The following is a 20624-nucleotide window of genomic DNA, read 5'->3' on the forward strand; positions in this document are numbered from 1 at the left end:
GGCAGCCAGGCGTGGACGGCTGGGGCACCGCGATACTTGCTCCGCGCCAGAGCCGGCAGCGCGCGGACAGGCGGCGGCCGACTTCACGCACCGGTGAGGAAGCCGCCGCCAGGCGGAGATTACGGCACGAAAGGGATTCCCAACTGGCAGACAGTTGCTGAGGCTTTGGCCTCCACGGCCCGATCGAACACTCAGTGCTCGCCCAGCACGCCGCCGAAGTGCGGGCGGCCAGAAGGATGCCGCCGATCAGGGCGGCCAACGGAGTGCCGATCACGCTGCCGCGCCGGCCGCTCCCCACTAGACACGCCGCAATGGGCAGTGGGAGCTGCCGGACCAGTCCTGCGCCCCGGTGAGACGGTCGGTCTGCTCGGCCCCAACGGCTCGGGGTGTCGACGCTGTTGAGCATGCTGGCCGGGGTCCTCACACCCACTGTCGGAGTCATGACTTTTCTTGATCTGTACATGTTCACCCCGCCCCGGAAGGGGCGACGAGCGTGGGAGCCGGCCCGGTTCCGACCCCCCTCACAGACTGAAGCCCGGCTGCACGTCATCTGGTCGGCGGCCGACTGCCCGAGCGGCGCAGGCAGTGTGCTGTTCCGGGCGCCCGCGAACGAGCCGATCATGCCGCGCCGCGAAAGCGCCGTTGAGCACGCCCGGGCTGTCGAGGGCGCCCTTGCCTACATGTAGTACGCGTAGCGGGTGGCGATGCGGGCCTCGGCCGGGACGTGTTTGAGGATGGATCCGACTCGGTAGGCGGTGCGTAGGGTGAGGGGGTCGCGTTCGTCGAGCTGGGCGTTGTTCCAGTTCATCTTGGTCAGGGCGAGGATGTCGGTGCTGGCGGTCAGTAGATCTGTGCCGTGTGTTGCGGGCCGGATCAGCAGGGGCTGGGGGACGTACAGGCCGGGGTAGGTCCGGAAGTACGGCACCGAGCCGCGGGTGTACAGGAGCATGGAGCGGGCGTCCAGTTGGACGCTGGTGCCGCGCAGCGGTGGGAGTTGCCCGGTGCGGTACAGGTGTGGGGCGCCGCGCCGCTGGATCCACAGCAGGTCGACATGGTCGATGTCGCGCAGGTCGGCGGTTTCGTGGAAGCCGTCGGTCTCGCCTGTGGTGAAGTTCGAGGTCTTGTGTACGACGATGCGTGCGGGCTGGTGGCCGTGGGTGGTGCGGTACTCGGTCAGTGCGTCCAGCAGGAGTTGCCGAGCGTCGGGCAGCGTCAGGTGGGGCTGGCGGTCGGTCTTGGAGATCTGTGCGGTGCTGCCGCGGACGACGACGCCGTCGCCGCGTTCGTTGAACACCTGGGCGACGGCGGTGTGCAGCTCGTTTCCGTTCGCGCTGCGGTAGAAGCTGACGCCGACGTAGCAGGTGGCCAGGTCGGAGCTGTGGCGCTGCATGCGCCAGGGGGTTCCGCCGGCCTTGTAGTAGAGCGCGGTGTGCAGGTTCCAGGCCCTGGTGGCCACGTCCTGCAGGGGGCGGACGGTTTGCCCCTTGGTCCTGCTGGGGATCCCAGTCCAGGTTTCCTTGCGCATCAGCTGGAGGGGTGTCGGCAGCGTGAGCGCGGTGGCCTTGAGCAGGTCGTGGAAGTCGCCTCCGGTCTCTCGCTCGCGCAGTTCCTCTTCGCGTTCGGTCGTGGACTCCTCCGACGGTGGGTGTTCTTCGTGGTCCTGGAGTTCTTCAGGGCGGGCGCAGATCACGACGCGGCAGCGTCCGGTCTCCGCCAGCGACCGGGCCGCGTCGGCGTACATCTCGACCGCGTCCTTGGTGGCGGAGGCTGTGTCGGTGCGGGCCAGGCGACGAAGTTGGCGTTCGGGGATTTCACGGACGAGGGTGTCGTCGAAGACGAGCTCGGCGCCGAACGGGGAGTCGGTGCTGAAGCCGGGGAACGGTTGGTGCAGGTTCTCCTGGCCGGGTTTGGTGTCCTTGGCGTCGATGTGGTTCTGGCAGCGCTGGAGCCAGTTTCGGATGCCGTCGACCGCATGGGAGGGGCCGACCAGGGCGATGGGGATCCGGTGTGGTCTGGTGGGGGAGTCGGCGTCGGCGGGGCCGAACACGCTCATGCCGTAGCGGGGGTCGATGTGGCGGTTTCCGGCGCGGAACTCCAGTTCCGGCTCGTGCAGTACTGGTGCTTTCACTGCGGCAGCTCCCACAGTCCCTCGGCCAGGCCGTTCACGCTCGACTTCGGCGCTGGTTCCTGCGGAATCCAGACGCTCTCGTCGATGGCGGCGTCGCAGTCGAGCTGCAGGAGCTGGCCGAATCGGATGCGCTCATCACGGCTTCTGAACAGGGTGTCGTCGCCCTGCAGATAGTCGGCCCAGGCGCGTACGAGCTGGTAGACGGCGTTGTTGCGTTCCAGCCGCTTGATCTTCTGGACATATTCGGCGTCGTACAGGGAGTCGCGTCGACCGTCGATGGTGAAGTGGTAGGTGGGGTTGATCTCCAGGTACCACTGTTCGCTCCAGCACCGGAAGTACAGGCTGGCAGCGTAGTGACGGCAGAAGCTGATCTTGGTTGTGTCGTCCTTGCCGAAGTACGGGGTGAAGAAGGCGCGCCCGCGGCTGCCTCGGTAACGGCCTTTGATCTTCCGACTGGACCGGTCCGGCGGGGCCTGCATGTAGACGATCTTCTTCGTGGGATGCCACACCAGCTCGGGATGGTGCGCGGAGCGCAGGGTGAAGTTCAACAGGGAAACGAAGCGCCGTTGCAGGTCGGGGTCCTCGGTGGTCGCCCAGTTCTGCGTCGGGATGGAGGTGACCGGCCCGTCGCACAGCACGGCGAGCGGGCCCTCGTCCAGTCGGCACAGCGAGTAGATCCGTCCGGCGGCCAGGACGAAGCCGCTCTCGAATTGGTTGCCGTTCGAACGCATCCGCTCCCAGGCATCACCGCGGTCACGACACGGCGTGGACGCCTCGTAGATCAGTGGTGCGAAGCCGTCAATCGTGAGGAGGTTCGAGACCAGCTGTTCGCTTCCCTCAAGCCGTGGCAGCGGCTCTCCGGCGGGCACGCGCATGGCTGACAGTTGGCTGAAGGCGTCGAGGTCGAAGCGGTCTGCGGCCTTGTCGAACTGAACGACGCGCCGTGCCTTGCGTTCAGGGTCGGCGAACCAGGTGTCGACGCGCTTCCACCACGCCTGCTGGACACGCAGGTCCACGCAGATGAGCACGACCGGACGGCCCAGCCGAAGCCAGTAGGCGATGTGGTCGGCCTTGCACGTGAACTTGAATTCGGCCGCGGTCTCGCCCCGAAACCCGACTTCTGTGCCCTTCACCTGGGCCAGGACAGCGACACCGGTGACTTCCCGATCGGCGTCCACGAACTCGATCTGACCGTCAATGGTGAAATCACGCTTGGTGTCGTTCCACACATGGCCGGCGTCGGAGACGGCCTTGTCGACGAATGCCTCGCCCCGGAACCCAGCCCGCTGCTGGACGCTGCGCTGCGGCATCCGATCAGTGCTCCGGGAAGGACACCGCAGTGCCCGCCGTAGCCCGGCCGGATCTGGGAGGCCGAGGCCGAGCGTTGTTGTCACACCCCATGGAGTGATCCTCCGTCCTTCATACCTGGTCCAGGTCCACTCAGGATAGGAGGGACCACCGACAACGACCGGGGCACGCATGCGGGAGGAAGACTCGGAGGCTGGGCACCTGGACATTTCGAGGACTTCACTTACCTCGCCAAAAGCGCAGCGCATCGAGGGCCGGGGGCGTGATCACTGTTGTTCGGCCTTGAGCGAGGTGAGGTCGGGAGGATAGCCCTTGGCGCGCAGGAATGCGTCGAGGGCTATGGCGACGATGTCGCCGTGCTGGACGCCGTGGTCCGCGTGGTAGCGGCGAATGCGCCGCTGGAGTTGGAGGGCGTCGGGAACGGCGTAGTTGATCTGCCCACGACTGGTATGGCGGCCACTGATGACCTCCAGTGTGTCTGGATGAGGCGCCAACGGGTCGTCGTTCAGGTCGGATTGCGCGTCGAGAGCGTCAGCCAGTTCACGCAGATGACGGGCGTGGTGCGAGAGATCGGGCATGGGCTGCTCCAGTCCGGCCCACTAGTCGACTAGCTAGCCGCCTAGTCGACTAGTGGAATAGTCGGTGGGACGGGTGTCCGCGAACGAGAGAAGCGTTCGCGGACACCCTGCGAGATGTACGCCGCGTCAGAAGCCGCGGGCAGTGAGCCATTCGTCGAGGGCGACCGAGACGATGTCGCCGATGGGCAGGTGGTCGAGTTCGTTGTCCAGCGCGAAGCGCTTGATCCGCTTTTTCAGCTTCAGCGCCGCGGGGACTGACGAGTCGAGGCTCTCGCGCGTGATGATGCGCTGGTTGAGGATCACAGCCGTTTCGGGGATGTCCTTGGGGCGGCCGGGGCCGTGAGCCCACGGTGTTCCCTCGCTGGGTGCTGCCTCGGGTCGCCCGTACTGCTCCTGGTGTGATCCCGGACCATCGGTCCTCACCGGGAACGCGGTACCCCCTGCGACCGCAGAAGCTGCCGGACGAACCGCCACCTCGGCGGTCGGGGCCACATCAGGAGCCGCGGACGTGATGGGGGACAGGCCGTGTCGCGCGGCGGGCTCACTCGGCTGCGCGGGCCGCACCGCAGGGGCTGCAGGTTCGGCCGCCGGGGGCTCATGCTGCACTTGTCGCTCTGCCCGTTCGCCAGCGGTTTCCATCCCCGTTTCGGGGGCGACGAAGGCGGGGCGCACCGGCTGACTGGTGACCGGCCCCGGCACCGGGCCGCTCGGTACCACCTCGACGGTCGGCTGGGTGGACGTCTGCGTCGCTTCGGCCGCTGCTGTGATTCGGCCCTGCTCCGAGGTCTCGTCGGGGACGGTGGAAGGAGCGGGCTCACCTTTCGGCGGTTCGGCGGTGGGGCGGCCTGGGTCCTGGGGTGTGGCTTGTTCGGCGGCGTATTGCTCGGGGGTGAGCTCGGCGGCTGGGGGAGGAGGCGGAGGGGTCGTCTTCCTGGCTCCGCCCAAGGTACGACCGCCCGTGCGGCGGGCCGGGGGCTTCATGCGTTCGGTCATGCCGCGGTCAGCTCCTTCATCAGCTCGGCGTACTCGCTCAGCTCGGTCGGGATCTCGCCGAAGGCCTCCATGTAGTGCACCCAGGAATGGATGGTGGTCTCGGCGAGCGGGAACGCCTCGTCGCGGTCGGGGCCGATGCCCTCGCCCTGGTCGGGGTCGAGGAGCTGGTCCTTTGCCCGGCCGGGCAGGCTGGTGCGGTCGTCGGCCTTGACCATCACGACGTGGGCGGTGACGCCGTGCTCGTTGCGGGCGGCGGCGCGCTCGGCCTCGTCGAAGGTGGCCACGAGCTTGCGGCGCTCGATCTTGGTGGGGGCGACCGGTACGAGCAGCAGGTTCGCCTCGGTAACGGCCTCGTGGAAGATGCGGGCGCTGCCGCCGCCGGCGTCTACCACGATCGCGCCGAACTCGGCGCGCTTGACCCGGATGTACTCGGCGATGTCGTCGAACGGGTACCGCTCGACAACCAGGTTGGCCGGGACCTCGAAGCCGGCGGCCTGGGCGACCTTGAACCAGTCGTAGGCGGACTGGCTGGTCGCGTCGGCGTCCAGCAGCAACGTGGGCAGGCCGAGGACGACGGCGTAGTAGAGGGCGATGAACCAGGCCGAGGTGGTCTTGCCGGTGCCGCCCTTGAGCATGCCGACGACGATCACGAACGCGTCCCAGACGTGTTCTGTGGCTGCGGCCAGGGTCTTGTGACGGGTGTTCTCGTTCACGTGTGCTTGATCTCCTGAATCGGGAAGGGGTGTTGTCTCGTGCGGAGCTGTTCGGTAGGCACGTCGGCGTGCGGACAGGGGAGGTGCCCGCGCGCCGTGGCTGCAGCCGGGATGGCCTTCGGAGAGGCGGCGCAGCTGGGGAATGCGGTGGGCGGAGCGATGGAGAGCTCCGTCGGGTGTGCTCATGGCCGTTCCCTTTCACGGCGAGTGGGGCCGTGGCGGTGTTGGGGCCGCATGAGGGTGCCTGCCTGGTGCAGGAGCCGGTAGACGGTGGCGATGGAGTAGCTGTGCTCCGTGGCGAGTTCCGGCACCGTGGCTCCGGCCTCGTACCGGGCCCGCAGGGACAGCGCGAGCTTGTGCCGTTCGGCGGCTCGGGCTGCCGCGCGCACCCGCAGGGTCTGCTGGGTGGTGCGTACGGTGCCGCCGGCCTCGATCAGCAGGCGCCGCGCACTCCGCCTCGTCTCTCCCGCCGCTGTGGCGAGTTCAGTGAGGGTCGCGCCGTGCTGCTCGTACAGGGTGCGCAGGTGGGCCGCGAGGCGCCGGCGGGCTTGTGGGTTTTGCCGCATCCGACGGGTCTGCCAGGAGGTGCGCATCACGGTCCCGGCGTCGTGCAGCCGGTTGAGAACCGTGCCATACGACAGCCCGCTATCGGCTACGAGTTCGTCAACTGTGGCACCGGACTCGTATCGCGCGCGCAAGGCCTGCGGGCTTGGCGGTTCGCTCTCGGGAGGCGTGATCTGGGCGTGTGAGGTCATGCTGCGGACTCCCATTCGATAAGGGCTTCGGCATGGGCAGCGGCCAGCTCGTCGTAACTGCGCTGGTCTGCAGGGGTGATGAGGATCAGGCGGCCGTCGGTGGCGACCCGCCAGTCGGCGGCCGGACGGCCTGTGGCCGGGTCGAGGACCCGCCCGCCCGGGGCGTGCAACGGCGGTGGGATCTCGTCGGGGCGCGGCACGGGTACCAGGACCTGACGGCCGTCGCGGACGATCACGAGAGCCCTGCTGCGGTGCTCCGCAAGCCGGTCCAGTGCCTCCTGGTAGGCCGCCCGCTCGGCCGCGTGCAGGGCCTTGCGCCGCGCCGCGACGCCCCAGGTGCCGTGTAGCTCGGCGACCCTGTCCCAGCCCTGTGCCGGCGCTGCGGTGTGGCCGTTGTCGGCGTCCGGGAGGCGGATGCCGAAGCCCTCCAGCGCACGCGGTGCGAGGGTCCAGGTCTCCCCGGTGTGCTGGACGAGGCCGTGGTCGGCGAGGCGTTTCAGGGTCCGGTAGGTGGTGGCGCGGGAGACCGAGGAAGTGCCGACGAGCTCCATGACCGTCTGGTGGGGGTGCACATGCAGGGCACTGATGATCACGAGGGCGGCGCTGCCGAGGCCGTGGTGGGCGAAGGCGTCGTGGCCCATGAGTCGGCCGAGGACGGTGGAGTCGATGTCGGCCGTCGTGGCCGTCTCAGAGGTGGTCCACTCCCCAAGTGCCGGGTCGGGGGGGAACTGAGTGGACCGGAAACGAGACAACAGAGCCGGGTCACCGTGACCCGCGATGTTGCCGTCGCCCAGGTACCAGGTCGAGCCCTCCCGGCCATGACCCACCCGCAGACGCCGCAACCACCCTCCCGGCTTCAGGATCGCCTCGTAGACGACCCGCAGCGTCGTGCGGGAGACTCCGGCTTCCTCCGCGGTCTGCCGCTCACTGGCGTGGTGCAGCGGGCCACCCGCGATCTCGGCGAAGTTCAGGTGCGCCCGCAGCACCCGCAGCGCGGTCCGTCCCCGCTCACCACGCCACGGTGTCGTCTCGATCCGGTCGCGCAGTGAAGCGAGGACCTCGTACGCGTCGTGCCGGGAGCTCAGCGCGATGGTGGTGCTGATCGTCTTGGAAGCGCTTTTCCAGACCCGGCGGATGTAGTCCAGGGCGCGTGTCTGCCCGGAGCGCAGTGCGATGCCGCGAGTGTGCCGTCCGCCTTCGTGCTCGGGGTGCAGCAGAAGTTGCGTCAGCTGGTCGATGCTGCCGCCGGCGCGGGCGACGTGGCAGGCGATGGCCGCGGTGATCCGGTGGCCGTGCTCGGCCGCGCCCTGGCGGTCCCCGCGCGGGATCACGTTCCGCCCGTCGGAGGAGAGTCGGCTGTAACTGCCGGTGGCGTAGCGGCCGGTGAGGTCGCCGAGCAGAATGAGATCGGTTGCGGCCGACGACAGTTGGGCGCGGCCGACAATGCCGCGGAATTCGGTGGAGTTTCGTTGAGAGAGGGCGTGATGGGTGCTGTCTGTCACGGTGGGGTCGTCTCGCAAAGACGTGGACGCCACCCAGGCCCGCTAAAACCACGGGTGGCATCCGGAACCGACCTCCATCGGCGCCGGCAAGGTCCCCAGGATGGCCGTCCTGGAAGCCCTCGTAAGCCCGGCCCCGAGCGGAGGCAGGCATCCCCATCACAGCTCGACCGAGATCGAAACAGAGCACCGCCAGAGCCGCCCACCCGTGATCCGCACCGGCCAACTCGGGTCCCTCAAAGGCCAGTTACAGAGGCCGCTGCCTCTGACTGCCTCCGAGCGACCCGGGTCGAACCGGGGTCGAATCAGAGCGTTTTCCTCTGACTGCCTCCGCTCGCCTCTGCAACCCGTCCTAGCAGGTCACAGCCTCATCGCCCCCACACAAGCGCAGGTCAGAAAGGTGCGCTAGCTGTACCACTGGTTCCTGGCGAAGGCGGTCATGTGAGGCATGGGGGTTCCCGTCCCTGTCGGCGGGGCGCCGTCGCCCCGCGTGCCGTGGTTGGGATCAGGGTCCTGAGGGCTGCGTCCACGGCGCAAGGCGGCTTCTGTCAGGCGGAAGGACTTCTGCGAATTGGCTGGTCAGAGCTCTTTTCTGCCTGTTGTTGATCATTGGAACGGGTGCTGAGACGGCGCTGGCGATGGGATTGCGCCCGAGGTGGCCGCAGGCGACTGGATCGAATACATCCGTTCGCGACGCTGCCGCAATTGCCCGCTAGTGCCCGTCTTAGTGCCGATTGTGAAAATTTCTTGCCGGTTCTTGGGTGGTACACCGGCAGATTTTTGCGTTGCCCCAGTTCAAGCCCGATCAAACGTGGGGTGAAGCGATGCCGGGTCGAATTCGGGTCGAATCTGCCAACTTCTGTGTTCCCGGCTGGGTAAGTGCAGGTCAAGGAGGCAGGTTGCGAGAAGGGCAATCTGATGCGCGGTGCTTCCTTGACGCGTTTTCGATGACGCACCATGTTGAGTGTGTCGCGATCTTTGAGCCTGCGGCAAAGAGCGCCTGACCTGCAGGTTCGGGTGGTGTGCGTTATGTGCGCTGTGGGCGTTACGGGCGATATCTCGACGCACGTTTGACGCATGTTCTGATTGGTTGTCAGGTACGGAGGTGTGCTGCTAATCCGGCTCTGAGCGAGCTGGCAGCACCCCTTCTCGGTCACCGCAGTGAGAGATCGCAGGCCGGTCCTGACGCATGTCTACCGGTTGCGGATAGCACGGAGCCGGATCGGGTGTAGGTCGTACTGGGAGCACATCCTTAGACGGGCTGCGGCAGCCTCAGGGCCCTGTCCGCTAGCCCGTGGGGGGGGAGGGCGAGCAGCGGGTCTCCTTGCCGTCGCGAGTAGCCACCAGTGTCTTGGTGTAGGAGACCTTGACGTAGCCGGGCCCGAGGATCGCCTCGTCGAGGGGTACGAAGGCCAGGTGGTGGCGGGTGGGGAGTCCGGTGCGGACCGTGGCCATGGCCGGTTCGTCGGTGGTGGTGTCGACGTAGACCGCTTCGAGTACGCCGATCTTGTGGCCCTTGGGGTCGACGACGCTGCGGTTGCGCCACTCGCGGATGTCGGCTGCATGGATCATGGTCTGCCTCCTGAGCCGTTGATCAGGGCCGGTGCGAGCCGCCCCTTGCGGGCTGTCGCCGCCCGCTGAGCCCGGGTAGCCCTCTGTTCTTCCAGGGACGTAGTGGGCGTGGCGGACGGAGAGGGCGGCGGTCTGGTCCTCGAACTGCTCGCCGTCGGGGAAGCCGCGGCCTCTTGCCATGCGCGCCAGCAGTGCGTCTGCGTCGGCGACGGCCTGCTGCGGTGATGCGACGAACTGCTCCTGGATGAAGGCCCATTGCGTCACGTAGCGCTCTCGGACCGCGGGCGACAGCGGCTGTTCCGTCAGGGAGCCGTGCCGATTGAGGCGCTCTGGGGCGAGACGGGAAGGATCGGCGCGTACAGGTGTACCGCCTGGTGTGGGATGCGTGCGACACGGCGGGCAGCAGATCGGTGCCTGTCCGGGGCGCATCGGGGTGCGACCCGGAATCGCGGGACGATGGGCGCGTACGGGAACGGCCACGCTCGTGACGTGGCGGGTTCCGGCACCGATGCGCAGGGTGCGCCCTCTGGGGAGTGTGCCGGCGGTGCGACGCTGCCGGGGGCAGGGGCGGCATGTCGCACGCCAGCCCTCGCCGCCTTCCCTGACAGGTGTCAAGCAGTCATTCATGCCGCAGAGGACGCGCTGACGTCGCACGGTATCCGCAACCGTTCGGCAGGGCTACGCTGTGGAGTGAGGCCCCAGTCCCCGGTATCGATGCTGTGTCCCGCTCCCGGGGAGGCCCACCGTGTTCGTGCTGCTCCTCATCCTCATCGTGGTCTTGTTCGGCCTCGGCTTCATCAGCCCCATCTGGTGGGTGGCTGCGGCCGCGTTGGTCTTCGGCGCCACCCGACACGGCCGCGAACGCGGGGGAGGCTGGATCCGTGGCGACGGTTCCGATCTCGGGAACTATCGGGACTACCAGGCGCACCGGGATCGTCAGGACCGCTGGGACCGCCGCTACAGCCGTCAGTACCGGGCGCGCTGGCGGCGCGAGGACCGTCGGGACCGCGAACACCGCAAGTGATCCGTGGAGTGGCCCGGGACCCTGAGGTTCCGGGGATGGCTTCAGTCCGGTCGGACGCGTTCTGATCGTTGAGAGGTGTATGCCGTGCAGCGCACAAGCGTGATCCAAGAGGAGTGGTGGGATCTGCGGGCCGAGGCCACGTGGGGGAACCCACCTGTGGGACGGGATGTCGCCGCACTGCGCGCAGAGAACGACCAGCTGCGGCAGGCGCCGGCAGGCCGTGCGGTCATCGACCCGGCCCACGACATGCTGGGCAGTGCGACGCCGAACTTCCGGAGGTGTCCGCGGACCTGGTCGCCGCCGGGGAGGGCAAGCCGCTCCCGCAGCGGATGCAGCGTACGCGGCGAGGCGGGTTGTCCAAGTAGGGAGAGGTCATGATTCACGCAGCCGACGTCCGAGAATGGCGCAACCGCGATGTCGTCGACACCGAGTCCCGCAAGATCGGTGTCCTGGAGGCGGTCTATGTGGACACCACCACCGATGAGCCGGCCATGGCCACGGTACGGACCGGACTGCCCACCCGGCACCGTCTGGTCTTCGTCCCTCTCGAGGACGCGATCGTCGGGCCGGGCTATCTCAGGGTGGGCTATGTCAGAACGCTGGTGAAGCAGGCCCCCTCGATCGGCACCGACGACGTGCTGCCCGCCGAGCAGGAGGAAGCGGTTTTCAAGCACTACGGACTGCCCTACAAGCCTGGTGCGGCCGGCGAACGGCAACTGGCGCGCCGCTGACGAAACGTGTCGTGCGGTTCTTCGTCCGTTCCTGACGCCCTGTTTGAAAGCGGGCTGCCCGGGAATTCGTCCGATGTGCTTCAGACCGGAGGCACGCCCGTGGGAGCGGCTGTCGCTGCTCCCCAGTGCGCTGCGGTCCGACGGCTCCCACGGTGAGCGACGCCACCGATGAGGAGAGACGTGCCCACGCCGTATGCACGCACCCAGAGGCCACGAAGCGCATACCTCCACGACGACGCCCCGGACACCGATGCCGCGTTCCGCCGTATCGCGGCCCTGCCGGACGGCCCGGAGAGGACCGCGCTGCGGCAGGAGGTGGTGTGCGCCTGGGCGCCGATGGCCGTACGGCTCGCCCGGCGCTTCCGTCATCGCGGCGAGTCCTTCGAAGACCTCGAGCAGGTTGCCCAACTCGGCCTGATCAAGGCGGTGACTCGTTTCGACCCGAGCCTTGGCAATGCCTTCCCGAGCTTTGCCGTACCGACGATCCTGGGCGAAGTGAAACGGCACTTCCGTGACCACCTCTGGGGTGTGCACGTACCGCGACGCGTACAGGAGCTGAGTACCCAGGTCCGCTCCGCCGGCCGTGAGTGCGCTTCGCTCTACGGCCGCGAACCCTCCGTCCACGACATCGCCGCGCACACCGGCCTCACCGAGGCGGAGGTGCGGCTGGGCCAGGAGGTGCTGCAGAGCTTCACCTCCCTGTCCTTGGACGCCGTAGTCGGCCGCTCCGAGCGCAGTCACCCACTGACCGGCACGCTCGGTGGCACGGAGCCAGGCTTCGACATGATCGTCAACCGTGAAGCGCTCCGCCCGCTGCTGAGGGCCCTGCCAGAACGCGAACGGCAGATCCTCTACATGCGGTTCTTCTGCGAGATGACGCAGAACCGCGAGGGCAGTGTGACGACGCTCGGGGGCACGGGCGGCGCTGGAGCGGGCCCCGGCAAGGGCGTGGGTCAGAACCCCAGACCGGTGAGGGGTTCGGAGCCGTCGATGAGGGCGCGGGCCACATCGGCCAGGCGTCGGTTGTGGGAGCGGGCGTAACCGCGCAGTGCGGTGAACGCCTGCTCCATGTCGATGCCCCGGCGTTCGGCGAGTTTCCCCTTGGCCTGTTCGATCAGTACCCGGCTGTTCAGCGCCGTCTGCAGTTGTTCGTTGAGCACTGTGCTGCGCTGCGCGGTGCGTTGTTGCAGCAGGCTGATGGTGGCGACGTCGGCCAGGGCCTGCGCGACAGGTGTGGCGGCCGGGTCGAAGGGGCCGGGGGTGGTGCGGAACAGGTTCAGGGCGCCGACGATCTCGTCCCGCAACCGCATCGGCAGGGCCTGGACTGCCCCGAACCCGCTGCGTTGGGCCGCCGCCGCGAAGCGCGGCCAGCAGGCGGTCACCGTACCGAGGTCGGGGACGATCACCGGTACGCCGGTGCGGAAGCACTCGAGGCAGGGGCCCTCGTCGTTCTGCAGCTGGAAGAGCTCCAGCAGGCGCACCTGTTCGTCGGAGGCGGCCATGACGCGGAGTCTGCCGTCCCGGTCGGCGAGCAGTACCCCGGCGGCGCTTACGTCGAGCATGCCGACGCAGCGGTCGGTCAGCAGGCGCAGGAAATCGATGAGGTCGAAGTCGGCGACCAGGTTGTCGGCCAGCTCGACGAAGGTCTTGGCCAGAAGCTGTTGATCCATCGTGGGCACCCTCGATTGAGATAGTCCCTGCCCGAGGGGACGGGAAGTAGGGCACATTCCTTGGCCGGGACCGATGCGTCAGGGTTCCTCTTCGGCCTGATCCGGCTCCGCGTCCGGGGAGAAACGGAGCCGTCGGGCCACCACGTCGGCGGCCACGTCGGCGAGCCGGCGTCCCTGCGCATAGGCGTAGGCGCGGAGCCGGACGAAGGCTTCTTCGATGCGGACTCCGAGCTGAACCGTGAGCATCCCGCTGGCCTGGTCGATCTCCGCCCGGTACGCGCCCAGGTCCTCGAAGCTGCGGTCCGGCATCGGCCCGACGGCCGGCGCGCCCGCATCGTCGATCCTCGTATCGAGCAGGAGCAGTGTCGCGAAATCGGCGAACGCCAGCGCGTCGGCCAGTTCCTCCGTGTCCAGTACGGTCGGAATGCCGGCGTACAGGTCAAGAACTCCCGGGCTGATCGCCCCTTTCTGCAGGGGGAGCGAGAACACCGCGCGGGCTCCGGCTTCCAGGGCCGCATCGGCGAACACGGCCCAATGATCCTGAAGTTCGGTGGTGAGCAGATCGGGTGCCAGGACGGCCGAGCCGCGTACAAAGGCGTCCACGCAGGGCCCCTCGCCCAGCGTGAGCTGGAGCTCTTCCAGTTGCTCGCTGATGTCGTCGGTGCTGCACAACGGATGGCTCGCCGCGGTCCGGGACATCGCCGACAGTCCGGCCCCGCTGACCGGCAGCGCGGCTACGGCCGCGGTGCACACGTCCACCACACTCACCCGGGCGCCTCGTCGGACCGCCTGCTCGGCCACCAGCATCCGAATGCGGGCCGACCGCCTGTCAGGCCCCACTCGGGCCACCGCCTCCCGGCATCGCGACAAGGCCCTCCAGCCTTGCCGTGGTGCGTTCCCCGAGGGGAAACACCAGCGCGCGGAACGTGGTGGCGCCCGCCGGCCTGCGAAGCTCTCCGATGTCCAGCCACCCCCAGGAGCGGAGCGCAGCGAGGGCCTGGCGATCGGCCCGGTCCACCAGGGTGGCGCCGAGCGTTGCCTGATGGTCTGTCAGCAGCCGCTCCTGCACACGACGGGCGAGTTCCCGGCCCTGCGGGTGCGGCCGGATCAGAATGTCGGCGAACGCGAAGACGTTGCCGGACACGGTGAGTTGCTCGATGCTACGCGGTAGTGCTCCGTCGAAGCCGAGCCACCAGGAGCCGTCGCCGCGAACCGGGAATCCGAAGGCGCATCCCATCAGGCTGTCCGTCTCGGCGATCACCATGGCGAATTCCGGCCGGCGCATGTCCGTGATGAGGCGGTTCAGGAAGTTCTGGCGGCTGGGACGGCGGTACGGATCACCCGGCGGCGTTGCGCGGGACTCCACGTACAGCCCCGCCAGATCCTCACGCAGGTCCTCCACCAGCCAACGGCTCAGCCGACGCAACCGCACCGGAGCCATGGCTGAGGGCTCGCCATCCCTCGGCTTCCGTGTCTGTCCCCGCCCTGGGTCGGCCTTCACCGCACATCTCCCGTGAGAACAGGTGCAAGTGGGACAGACCGGTGCGGCGGGTCCGGAAGGGGTGCGTCCGGGGTGTCGCCGGGGCGAGGTGGCAGGTGGCCGAACTGAAGGCCGAGGAGCAGGAGCCCGCAGCCGGCGAGGTCGAGGATCCGGCCGCTGCAGTCGCAGAAGGTCACGGTGGTGCAGTGGGCGGTGAGCTGTGAGAGGGACATGACGCCTCGGTTCGGAGGACCATCCGCCGGCGGGCACCGGCGGCCGGAGTTCCGGCCCCCTGGGCGCGCTCCGGCAGGGGCGTATTTTCGGCGGAGGCAGAGCAACGGCCGGTCCGACAGCCTGCGCAGCAGGACAGAGGACCTACCCAGTTCCCTCCAGGGATGCGCCGGGTGACAGACGAAGAGTCCGCACCCCGCAGCCATCTGTGTTCAGTAACAGCGTGCCGCCGGGGTCTGGGACGTCTGCACAACAGCGTAGTCCTCGCGTCGTGTGACGGACGGTCCGAAGCCGCCCAATCCCAGGATATGGACGGTGCCGGCCGAGGTCAGGGGCGCACCGGCGGACAGCCAGGGGCGAGTGCGTACCGGGTTGGGCAGGCAGCGGGTCCCTGTGGCGTCGGCCCTGTCTTCGGTGGTGCGGTTGTCGGCTCACTCCAGGAGCACGAGGTGGTCGGCGGCGCCTCCTCGCCATTCGATCAGGAAGAGGGTCGCGTCGTCGGTGGTGCGGCCGCCCCGTTGCTGCTTCAGGGCGTGGGAGAGTGAGCGCACCACCGCTCGTACTCCCTTTGCTGTGTGTTCGATGCGGTTGACCCAGTGGATGAGTTGTTCTTCGCCGAATTGTTCTTCGCCGGCTTGGTGCTCCTCGATCAGGCCGTCGGTGAAGCACAGCACTCGGTCGCCGCGTTGGAGAATCTGCTGGCTGATCCGGGGCTCTTCACCGCCGAAGCCGACGGGCAGGGTGGTCGGGCCTGCCAGCTGTCGGACGACCCGGTGGTCACGGATGAGCAGCGGTGCGGGGTGGCCCGCGTTGACCCACTGCAGGTGGCCAGTTGCGATGTTCAGGCGCATCATCTGGGCGGTGACGAAGTGGTCGGGCCCGAACTGCTCGGCGATGGCCCGGTCCATGAACGCGTAGATCTCGGGCAGGCCGATGTCGGCACGTCTGGCGTGCCGGTAGGCCCCGACGGCGACGGTCGCCATCGTGGCGGCGTCCAGGCCGTGGCCCATCGCATCCACCATGGCCACGTGCAGGATGTCCTCGTTGAGGGCGTAGTCGAAGCTGTCGCCCGCGACGTCGTAGGCGGGCTCCAGGATTCCGGCCACCGCGACCTGCGGGACGGACATGGCCAGCGGCGGCAGCAGGGACCACTGGATCTCCGCGGCCACGCTCATCGGTTCACGGCGCCGGGCGCGGAAGAACTGATCGGTGTAGCTGTGCTTGGTGACCAGCATGTCGGCGACCAGACCGGCGAGCCTGCGCAGCAGCCGCCGGTCGTCGTCATCGACGGTGTCCAGGGTGAGGGCCATCACTCCCACCTGGTCGCTGCCGTCCAGCAACGGCAGGTACCGGACGCCGTCGGACTGCGGCACCTCGACAATGGTCGCGTGCAGAAAGGCCGTGCCGGTGGGAGAGTCATCGATCGGCTCGGGCTCGCCGACCAGCAGCCGCCGACCTGACAGCGGCACCAACGCCAGCCGGCCGTAGTCCTGCAGCAGGATCGAGACGTCGCGGCCACCGACCCTGGCCACCTCTTCCGCGATCAGCGGGGCGATCAGCTGCGGCGGCATCTCGTGTGCCCGGTCCAGCACCCCCAGCAGGCGCTCACCGAACCCTTCCGACCGGTCGAGCATGCCCTCGTCGGGTCGGCGCTCACCTTCCGCCACGGTGGCACCCCCACACCGGCGTCGTCAAAGCTTCGGCCACCGTGTCCATGCTCACCTCGTGCCGCGAGTCCAGCGCCCGCACCGACACACGGGCTCCTGACACGACCGTAATCAACCCGCACAGAGTGACGCGGCCGGTCACTCCGAACAGCCCATTACGCCAGAGAACGGCGTGTCGCACATGATCAGAAAGGATGGCTCTCCGTGCCGCTGTGCACCACATCTCTCCCGGAGCCGTCACAGGAGCAGAAGATCGGAGCCGGTGTCCGCGAGGAGCCGTGCGGTCTGCGGGGACGGGTAGTACAGCCGCAGGGACGTGTGGGCCTCGGCGGCGTGCCGCGATGCGTCGAGGAAGACGCGCAGGCCGCTGGTGTCGCAGCGGCCGACGGTAGTCAGATCCACGTCGATGGTGGTGATGCCGTCATGCAGGCACCGCTCCAGAGCGGCGCGCACCTGGGGCGCGGTGGCTGGGTCGATCTCACCGGCCAGGGTGATCAGTGCCCGCCTGCCCCGGTCGTGCCGGTAGATGTTCAGCTGCGGAAGAGTCATGACGCCTCGGATCAGATGCCTCGGTTCATGAGGCCCGGCCGCTCCTCACGCGGTCCCTGGCCCGGGTGCACGCGCCCGGGCACACGCGTCGGTACGGGCCGAGTCGGCGGTCCGTATGCCCGGCCGGTGAGGGGAAACCGGCTGGTCACTTGTGGTGAGTGGTACGGCTGCGGCGGCGGCGCGGCGGGAAGCGGCCGCGGCCCCCGTCGCGGTGGTCCCGCCGTTCGCCGGTGGTCGGTGACTCTGACCGGTCCGGTCCCACCGGGGGCTGCGGTGTGCCGCGGCCGCGGCCGCCGGGCAGGGGGGAGCTGTACCGGTACGCGGCGATTCTGTCGGCGTGCTGGATGTTGAGCCGGTGGATCACGTACGCCGCCGCTGCGACGAGGACCACGAAGGCTGCGGCTGTCAGGAAGGCGTTCATGGCGGCCACCTCACATACCGATGATCACTCGGCTGGCCCGGCCGGGCGGACCGGTCTGTTGGGGAACGACTGCGGACACCGCGGAGGCGCCGCCCTCGTACTCCCATGCCTCGTCCGGGTCCAGTGGCTGGTCGGCCGCCAAGACGCCGTGCCGGGCCTCGTCCGCGGCGATGAGTGCGCTCGCGGTCAGTGGCGGGCCGTCGTAGTCGGACGCGGCAGCCATCAGACGGGCCGCCGACTCCGCCCCGGTCTCGGGCGGGATGACCAGGAGATCCCAGCGGCCGGTGCCGTAGGAGAGCAGCAGCAGCTTGTGCGGGTCGATCTCCGGGGTGAACCAGCCGACCTTGACGATGTGGCCGTCCACGGGAACCGTGCGGGGGACGACCGGCCAGCGCTTCGGGTTTACGGCGATGCGGGTGATGCGGCCCCACAAGGGGTCCAACACGTCGGTGAGCGCCGGAAGTTCGCTCAGCAGATCCCGGGATCGGGGCCACCAGGCCCCGTCCAGGAGTCCGCGGGAGGTGCCGTCGGTCTTCAATGCGAGACGCGCGGCCGGGGCTGCGACGGGCTCGTGGTGCGGCAGGGTTGGGTACAAGGTCGCCGACATGATGCGGACCCGTCTCCGGGCCGCTTCTGCGGCGGCCCGGGTTTCATCCTTCGCCGAGAACGACCCGGCGTGAAAGCCGGTGTGCGAGATGCCCTCGGTACTGTCCACACTACTCCGCGCTCCGCCGCGGTGCGGAGCATGTGGCTGCCTAGAGCTGGAGCAGTCGCTGAGTGATCTCCCGGTACTGCCTCAGCGCGAGCCGGAGTTCCTCGGACTGCGTCCCGGGATCCCGGTCCTGCCAGCCGGCGCGCAGGACACGCCGTCGTTCCGCGAGGGCGTTCGCGAGCTGGGTGGTGGCTTCGTCATATGCACTCTCGGCCTCTTCCAGCGCCTCGAGCGGGGTGTCGGCGAAGGTGTTGAGGGCGTGCCGGAGGCGCTGGACGATCTTGTCCTGTTCGTCCGACGGGAGCAGCGGCTCCGGGCCCGGGGTGCGGCGCCCGGCCGAACCCGGAGTTCGGTCCGCGGGCTGCTGGGCGCGTGTCTGGTCGTACATCATCGGGTGCCGCTTCCGTTTCGCCTGAAGGCCACCTTGGCCTTCTCGACGGCCTGTTTCAGGCTTCCGGAGACCCGGTCGGCCCTGCCCCGGCGTTGCAGTCGCCTGTTGCGGGTGAACCGGCCGGGCTCTTCGGTGATCCTGCCCTTCATCGTCTGTGCCTGGTTCCTGATGGTCCGTGAAACGGTCATGGCCAGCCTCGCTGTTGTCCGGTAGATGGGTTCCCGCGGGGGCTGGGCGAGGCGGGAAGGCGAAATGCTTCGCCGTGTGTTCCGGGGTGGCATGGCCCTGCACCGTGCTGCCAGTCAACGTCCGGCAATGGTCCGTGTCAACGCGGCGGCCACGCGATCCGGCCCGCCTCGTCCCGGAGCGTGCGGGAGTACGGTGGAGGAAGCGAGGGCTCTTCGTATGCCGGTGTCCGAACCGGCCCCGTCCTCGCGACTCCCATCTCATGGGCAGCCCGTGACCCCGGCCGCGCCATCCGCATCCAGGCCGAGGAGCCACGTATGTCACGCAGTCCGACCACGTCCACGACGGTCACACCGTCGGACCCCGCCCCGCCGCCCAAGGGCTACGACGGGACGTCCCCCTTCCCACTGGACGGCCCGGCGCCCGCGCGCGACGGCGGTGAGCGTTTGTACGTCACGGTGACGGCGGTGATCGTCGTCCTGCCGTTCGTGGCGATCGGTCTCGCCGGCTGGCTGCTGTGGGGAAGCCTCATCCATCCCGCCGACATCGTGCTCGCCCTCGTCCTCTACACGGTGACGGGTCTCGGCGTCACGGTCGGCTTCCACCGTGGCCTCACCCACGGCGGCTACCGGGCCGTCCGTCCCGTGCGGATCGCGCTCGCGGTCGCCGGTTCGATGAGTTTCCAGGGTGACGTCATCGGCTGGGTCGCCACCCACCGCCGCCATCACGCCTTCACCGACCGGCCGGGTGATCCGCACTCCCCGTACCGCTACGGCACGCACCTGCGCGGCCAGTTGCGCGGACTGCTGCACGCACACGTCGGCTGGCTGTTCCGCAACGACCGCACACCCGCCGACCGGTACGCACCCGACCTGCTGGCCGACCGCGACATCCGTGCCGTCGCGCGCGCCTTCCCGGCGCTGTGCGTCCTCACGCTCGCCCTGCCGTTCGCGGTGGGCTGGGCCATCGGCGGTACGTGGCTGTACGGCGTAACCGCCCTGCTGTGGGCGGGACTTGTGCGCATCGCGCTGCTCCACCACGTCACCTGGAGCGTGAACTCCCTCTGTCACATGATCGGTGAGCGCCCGTTCCGCACCCGGCGCCACGACCGGGCCACCAACCTGTGGCCGCTGGCCCTGCTGTCGTTCGGTGAGAGCTGGCACAACCTCCACCACGCCGACCCCACCAGCGCCCGCCACGGCGTCGACCGCGGCCAGCTCGACCCCTCCGCCGCCGTGATCCGCCTCCTCGAACGCCTCGGCTGGGTGTACGACGTGCGCTGGCCCACTCCGGACCGCGTGGCCGCCCGCCGAGCCTGACACCGGTCACTCACCTCCTCCGCCGCACGGCAGTTGACAGGAGCATTCATGACCACCGCGCTGCAACCCCCTCCTCCCTCCCATCCCCTTCTCCGCCTGCGCCTGGCCCCCCACGGGGGCATGCCCCGGCTCATCGACGGAGCGTGGTGGCCCCGTTCGTACGACCTGCTCGCCGAACTCCCCCGGCTGCTCGCCGGATTGCCGCGCGCGTGGGGCCACATCACCAGCGTCACCGTCAACGGAACGACGTGGTCCGCGGTGCCCGGCCGATTGCTCGTCTTCAACCAGGTCGTACGACTGCGCAGGACCGTGGCGGCATCCGCCCCGCACACGATCCTCCTGCTCGCCCCCGGCCGGGGGCGCTGGGACCTGCTGGTCGTGCCCCCGGATACGACCGAGGAGGCTGCGGAACCGCTCATGGCGGCCGCGGCAAGTGGTCACGTCTGATCCGGCCTACTACGGACTGCCCGGCGAATGATCAGGGCACCGACGGCCAGGGTCGGCGACGACGACGGTCACATCCCCACCACCAGTCGGCCGGACGGGCCGGTGGTGGCCTCGTACGACGAGGAAGTTTCGCCTGCCTGTTCCGCCGTCAGGAGGGCGGTCGCGGTCGTCGGCGGGCCGGTGTTCGCGCTCGCGGCGGCCATCAGCCGGGCGGCCGAGGGGGCACTGGTCTCCGGAGGTATCACCAGGA

Annotated in this window: 22 protein-coding genes and 1 pseudogene; 5 read left to right on the top strand and 18 right to left on the bottom strand. The window is 68.8% G+C overall.

What is annotated here, in order from left to right; all coding sequences use genetic code 11:
* Positions 1-676 precede the first annotated feature (676 nt).
* From ACGFNV_RS02320 to ACGFNV_RS02355, 8 genes and pseudogenes are all read right to left on the bottom strand, one after another.
* Complete coding sequence (locus ACGFNV_RS02320; protein ID WP_393618692.1) at positions 677-2128, bottom strand: hypothetical protein; 1452 nt, start codon at positions 2126-2128, stop codon at positions 677-679.
* Entirely contained in the window at positions 2125-3609 is a 1485-nt protein-coding gene (locus tag ACGFNV_RS02325; protein ID WP_393618694.1) for a DUF4365 domain-containing protein, read from the bottom strand. The genes ACGFNV_RS02320 and ACGFNV_RS02325 overlap by 4 nt, the downstream gene beginning before the upstream one ends.
* A gap of 93 nt (positions 3610-3702) precedes the next feature.
* Entirely contained in the window at positions 3703-4014 is a 312-nt protein-coding gene (locus ACGFNV_RS02330; RefSeq protein WP_393618696.1) for a hypothetical protein, read from the bottom strand.
* Positions 4015-4140: 126 nt separating this feature from the next.
* Positions 4141-5007, bottom strand: a complete 867-nt coding sequence (locus ACGFNV_RS02335) for a hypothetical protein (protein ID WP_393618698.1) — start codon at positions 5005-5007, stop codon at positions 4141-4143.
* Positions 5004-5720, bottom strand: coding sequence for a ParA family protein (locus tag ACGFNV_RS02340; protein WP_393618699.1), 717 nt, complete (start codon positions 5718-5720; stop codon positions 5004-5006). Before ACGFNV_RS02340 ends, ACGFNV_RS02335 begins: the two co-directional genes overlap by 4 nt.
* Before the next feature lie 182 nt (positions 5721-5902).
* A complete protein-coding gene (locus tag ACGFNV_RS02345; protein ID WP_393618701.1) occupies positions 5903-6475 on the bottom strand; it encodes a helix-turn-helix domain-containing protein in 573 nt (190 codons plus the stop codon).
* Complete coding sequence (locus ACGFNV_RS02350) at positions 6472-7977, bottom strand: transcriptional regulator (protein WP_393618702.1); 1506 nt, start codon at positions 7975-7977, stop codon at positions 6472-6474. The genes ACGFNV_RS02345 and ACGFNV_RS02350 overlap by 4 nt, the downstream gene beginning before the upstream one ends.
* Positions 7978-9315: 1338 nt before the next feature.
* Positions 9316-9546, bottom strand: a pseudogene (locus ACGFNV_RS02355) (PRC-barrel domain-containing protein); the annotation flags it as partial.
* A gap of 745 nt (positions 9547-10291) precedes the next feature.
* Between ACGFNV_RS02355 and ACGFNV_RS02360 the strand changes: the two are divergent.
* From ACGFNV_RS02360 to ACGFNV_RS02370, 3 genes are all read left to right on the top strand, one after another.
* Positions 10292-10570, top strand: coding sequence for a hypothetical protein (locus ACGFNV_RS02360; RefSeq protein WP_393618703.1), 279 nt, complete (start codon positions 10292-10294; stop codon positions 10568-10570).
* Positions 10571-10944: 374 nt separating this feature from the next.
* Positions 10945-11301, top strand: a complete 357-nt coding sequence (locus ACGFNV_RS02365; protein WP_393618705.1) for a PRC-barrel domain-containing protein — start codon at positions 10945-10947, stop codon at positions 11299-11301.
* A gap of 180 nt (positions 11302-11481) precedes the next feature.
* Positions 11482-12342 (top strand): sigma-70 family RNA polymerase sigma factor, encoded by an 861-nt coding sequence (locus tag ACGFNV_RS02370; protein ID WP_393618706.1) that lies wholly within the window; start codon positions 11482-11484, stop codon positions 12340-12342.
* On the opposite strand, the gene ACGFNV_RS02375 is transcribed toward ACGFNV_RS02370, so the two are convergent.
* The 9 genes from ACGFNV_RS02375 to ACGFNV_RS02415 form a co-directional block, all read right to left on the bottom strand.
* On the bottom strand, positions 12255-12971 hold the full coding sequence (locus ACGFNV_RS02375) for an ANTAR domain-containing protein (RefSeq protein ID WP_393618708.1): 717 nt from the start codon (positions 12969-12971) through the stop codon (positions 12255-12257). The two genes, ACGFNV_RS02370 and ACGFNV_RS02375, sit on opposite strands and share 88 nt — an antisense overlap.
* A 78-nt stretch (positions 12972-13049) precedes the next feature.
* Positions 13050-13778, bottom strand: a complete 729-nt coding sequence (locus tag ACGFNV_RS02380; protein WP_393618709.1) for an ANTAR domain-containing protein — start codon at positions 13776-13778, stop codon at positions 13050-13052.
* Between the two features lie 22 nt (positions 13779-13800).
* Positions 13801-14412 (bottom strand): hypothetical protein, encoded by a 612-nt coding sequence (locus ACGFNV_RS02385; RefSeq protein WP_393618711.1) that lies wholly within the window; start codon positions 14410-14412, stop codon positions 13801-13803.
* A gap of 701 nt (positions 14413-15113) precedes the next feature.
* Positions 15114-16349, bottom strand: a complete 1236-nt coding sequence (locus tag ACGFNV_RS02390; RefSeq protein ID WP_393618713.1) for a PP2C family protein-serine/threonine phosphatase — start codon at positions 16347-16349, stop codon at positions 15114-15116.
* Positions 16350-16586: 237 nt separating this feature from the next.
* Positions 16587-16898, bottom strand: coding sequence for an STAS domain-containing protein (locus tag ACGFNV_RS02395; RefSeq protein WP_393618715.1), 312 nt, complete (start codon positions 16896-16898; stop codon positions 16587-16589).
* A gap of 145 nt (positions 16899-17043) precedes the next feature.
* Positions 17044-17319, bottom strand: a complete 276-nt coding sequence (locus tag ACGFNV_RS02400) for a hypothetical protein (RefSeq protein WP_393618716.1) — start codon at positions 17317-17319, stop codon at positions 17044-17046.
* Positions 17320-17329: 10 nt separating this feature from the next.
* Complete coding sequence (locus tag ACGFNV_RS02405) at positions 17330-18034, bottom strand: DUF5994 family protein (protein ID WP_393618717.1); 705 nt, start codon at positions 18032-18034, stop codon at positions 17330-17332.
* Positions 18035-18074: 40 nt separating this feature from the next.
* Positions 18075-18422 carry a hypothetical protein gene (locus tag ACGFNV_RS02410; protein ID WP_393618718.1) on the bottom strand — a complete coding sequence of 116 codons (348 nt, stop codon included), beginning with the start codon at positions 18420-18422 and terminating at the stop codon, positions 18075-18077.
* Positions 18419-18610 (bottom strand): CsbD family protein, encoded by a 192-nt coding sequence (locus ACGFNV_RS02415; RefSeq protein WP_393618720.1) that lies wholly within the window; start codon positions 18608-18610, stop codon positions 18419-18421. The genes ACGFNV_RS02410 and ACGFNV_RS02415 overlap by 4 nt, the downstream gene beginning before the upstream one ends.
* A gap of 315 nt (positions 18611-18925) precedes the next feature.
* Between ACGFNV_RS02415 and ACGFNV_RS02420 the strand changes: the two genes are divergently transcribed.
* Positions 18926-19927 carry an acyl-CoA desaturase gene (locus ACGFNV_RS02420; RefSeq protein WP_393618721.1) on the top strand — a complete coding sequence of 334 codons (1002 nt, stop codon included), beginning with the start codon at positions 18926-18928 and terminating at the stop codon, positions 19925-19927.
* A 48-nt stretch (positions 19928-19975) separates the two neighbouring features.
* Positions 19976-20374, top strand: a complete 399-nt coding sequence (locus ACGFNV_RS02425) for a DUF5994 family protein (protein WP_393618723.1) — start codon at positions 19976-19978, stop codon at positions 20372-20374.
* A 68-nt stretch (positions 20375-20442) separates the two neighbouring features.
* On the opposite strand, the gene ACGFNV_RS02430 is transcribed toward ACGFNV_RS02425, so the two are convergent.
* The gene (locus tag ACGFNV_RS02430) at positions 20443-20619 is read right to left on the bottom strand and encodes a hypothetical protein (protein ID WP_393618725.1); all 177 of its coding nucleotides are present in this window, start codon (positions 20617-20619) and stop codon (positions 20443-20445) included.
* Positions 20620-20624 lie beyond the last annotated feature (5 nt).

It is taken from the genome of Streptomyces sp. NPDC048751, assembly GCF_043198595.1.
In the GTDB taxonomy this organism is placed as follows: domain Bacteria; phylum Actinomycetota; class Actinomycetes; order Streptomycetales; family Streptomycetaceae; genus Streptomyces.

Coding starts and splice junctions, on each gene's coding strand:
- ACGFNV_RS02330 (WP_393618696.1), bottom strand. CDS start 4,014: ATGCCCGATCTCTCGCACCACGCCCGTCATCTGCGTGAACTGGCTGAC.
- ACGFNV_RS02365 (WP_393618705.1), top strand. CDS start 10,945: ATGATTCACGCAGCCGACGTCCGAGAATGGCGCAACCGCGATGTCGTC.
- ACGFNV_RS02380 (WP_393618709.1), bottom strand. CDS start 13,778: ATGCTGGTGGCCGAGCAGGCGGTCCGACGAGGCGCCCGGGTGAGTGTG.
- ACGFNV_RS02325 (WP_393618694.1), bottom strand. CDS start 3,609: ATGCGTGCCCCGGTCGTTGTCGGTGGTCCCTCCTATCCTGAGTGGACC.
- ACGFNV_RS02335 (WP_393618698.1), bottom strand. CDS start 5,007: ATGACCGAACGCATGAAGCCCCCGGCCCGCCGCACGGGCGGTCGTACC.
- ACGFNV_RS02400 (WP_393618716.1), bottom strand. CDS start 17,319: ATGAACGCCTTCCTGACAGCCGCAGCCTTCGTGGTCCTCGTCGCAGCG.
- ACGFNV_RS02395 (WP_393618715.1), bottom strand. CDS start 16,898: ATGACTCTTCCGCAGCTGAACATCTACCGGCACGACCGGGGCAGGCGG.
- ACGFNV_RS02375 (WP_393618708.1), bottom strand. CDS start 12,971: ATGGATCAACAGCTTCTGGCCAAGACCTTCGTCGAGCTGGCCGACAAC.
- ACGFNV_RS02410 (WP_393618718.1), bottom strand. CDS start 18,422: ATGATGTACGACCAGACACGCGCCCAGCAGCCCGCGGACCGAACTCCG.
- ACGFNV_RS02425 (WP_393618723.1), top strand. CDS start 19,976: ATGACCACCGCGCTGCAACCCCCTCCTCCCTCCCATCCCCTTCTCCGC.
- ACGFNV_RS02385 (WP_393618711.1), bottom strand. CDS start 14,412: ATGGCTCCGGTGCGGTTGCGTCGGCTGAGCCGTTGGCTGGTGGAGGAC.
- ACGFNV_RS02345 (WP_393618701.1), bottom strand. CDS start 6,475: ATGACCTCACACGCCCAGATCACGCCTCCCGAGAGCGAACCGCCAAGC.
- ACGFNV_RS02420 (WP_393618721.1), top strand. CDS start 18,926: ATGTCACGCAGTCCGACCACGTCCACGACGGTCACACCGTCGGACCCC.
- ACGFNV_RS02415 (WP_393618720.1), bottom strand. CDS start 18,610: ATGACCGTTTCACGGACCATCAGGAACCAGGCACAGACGATGAAGGGC.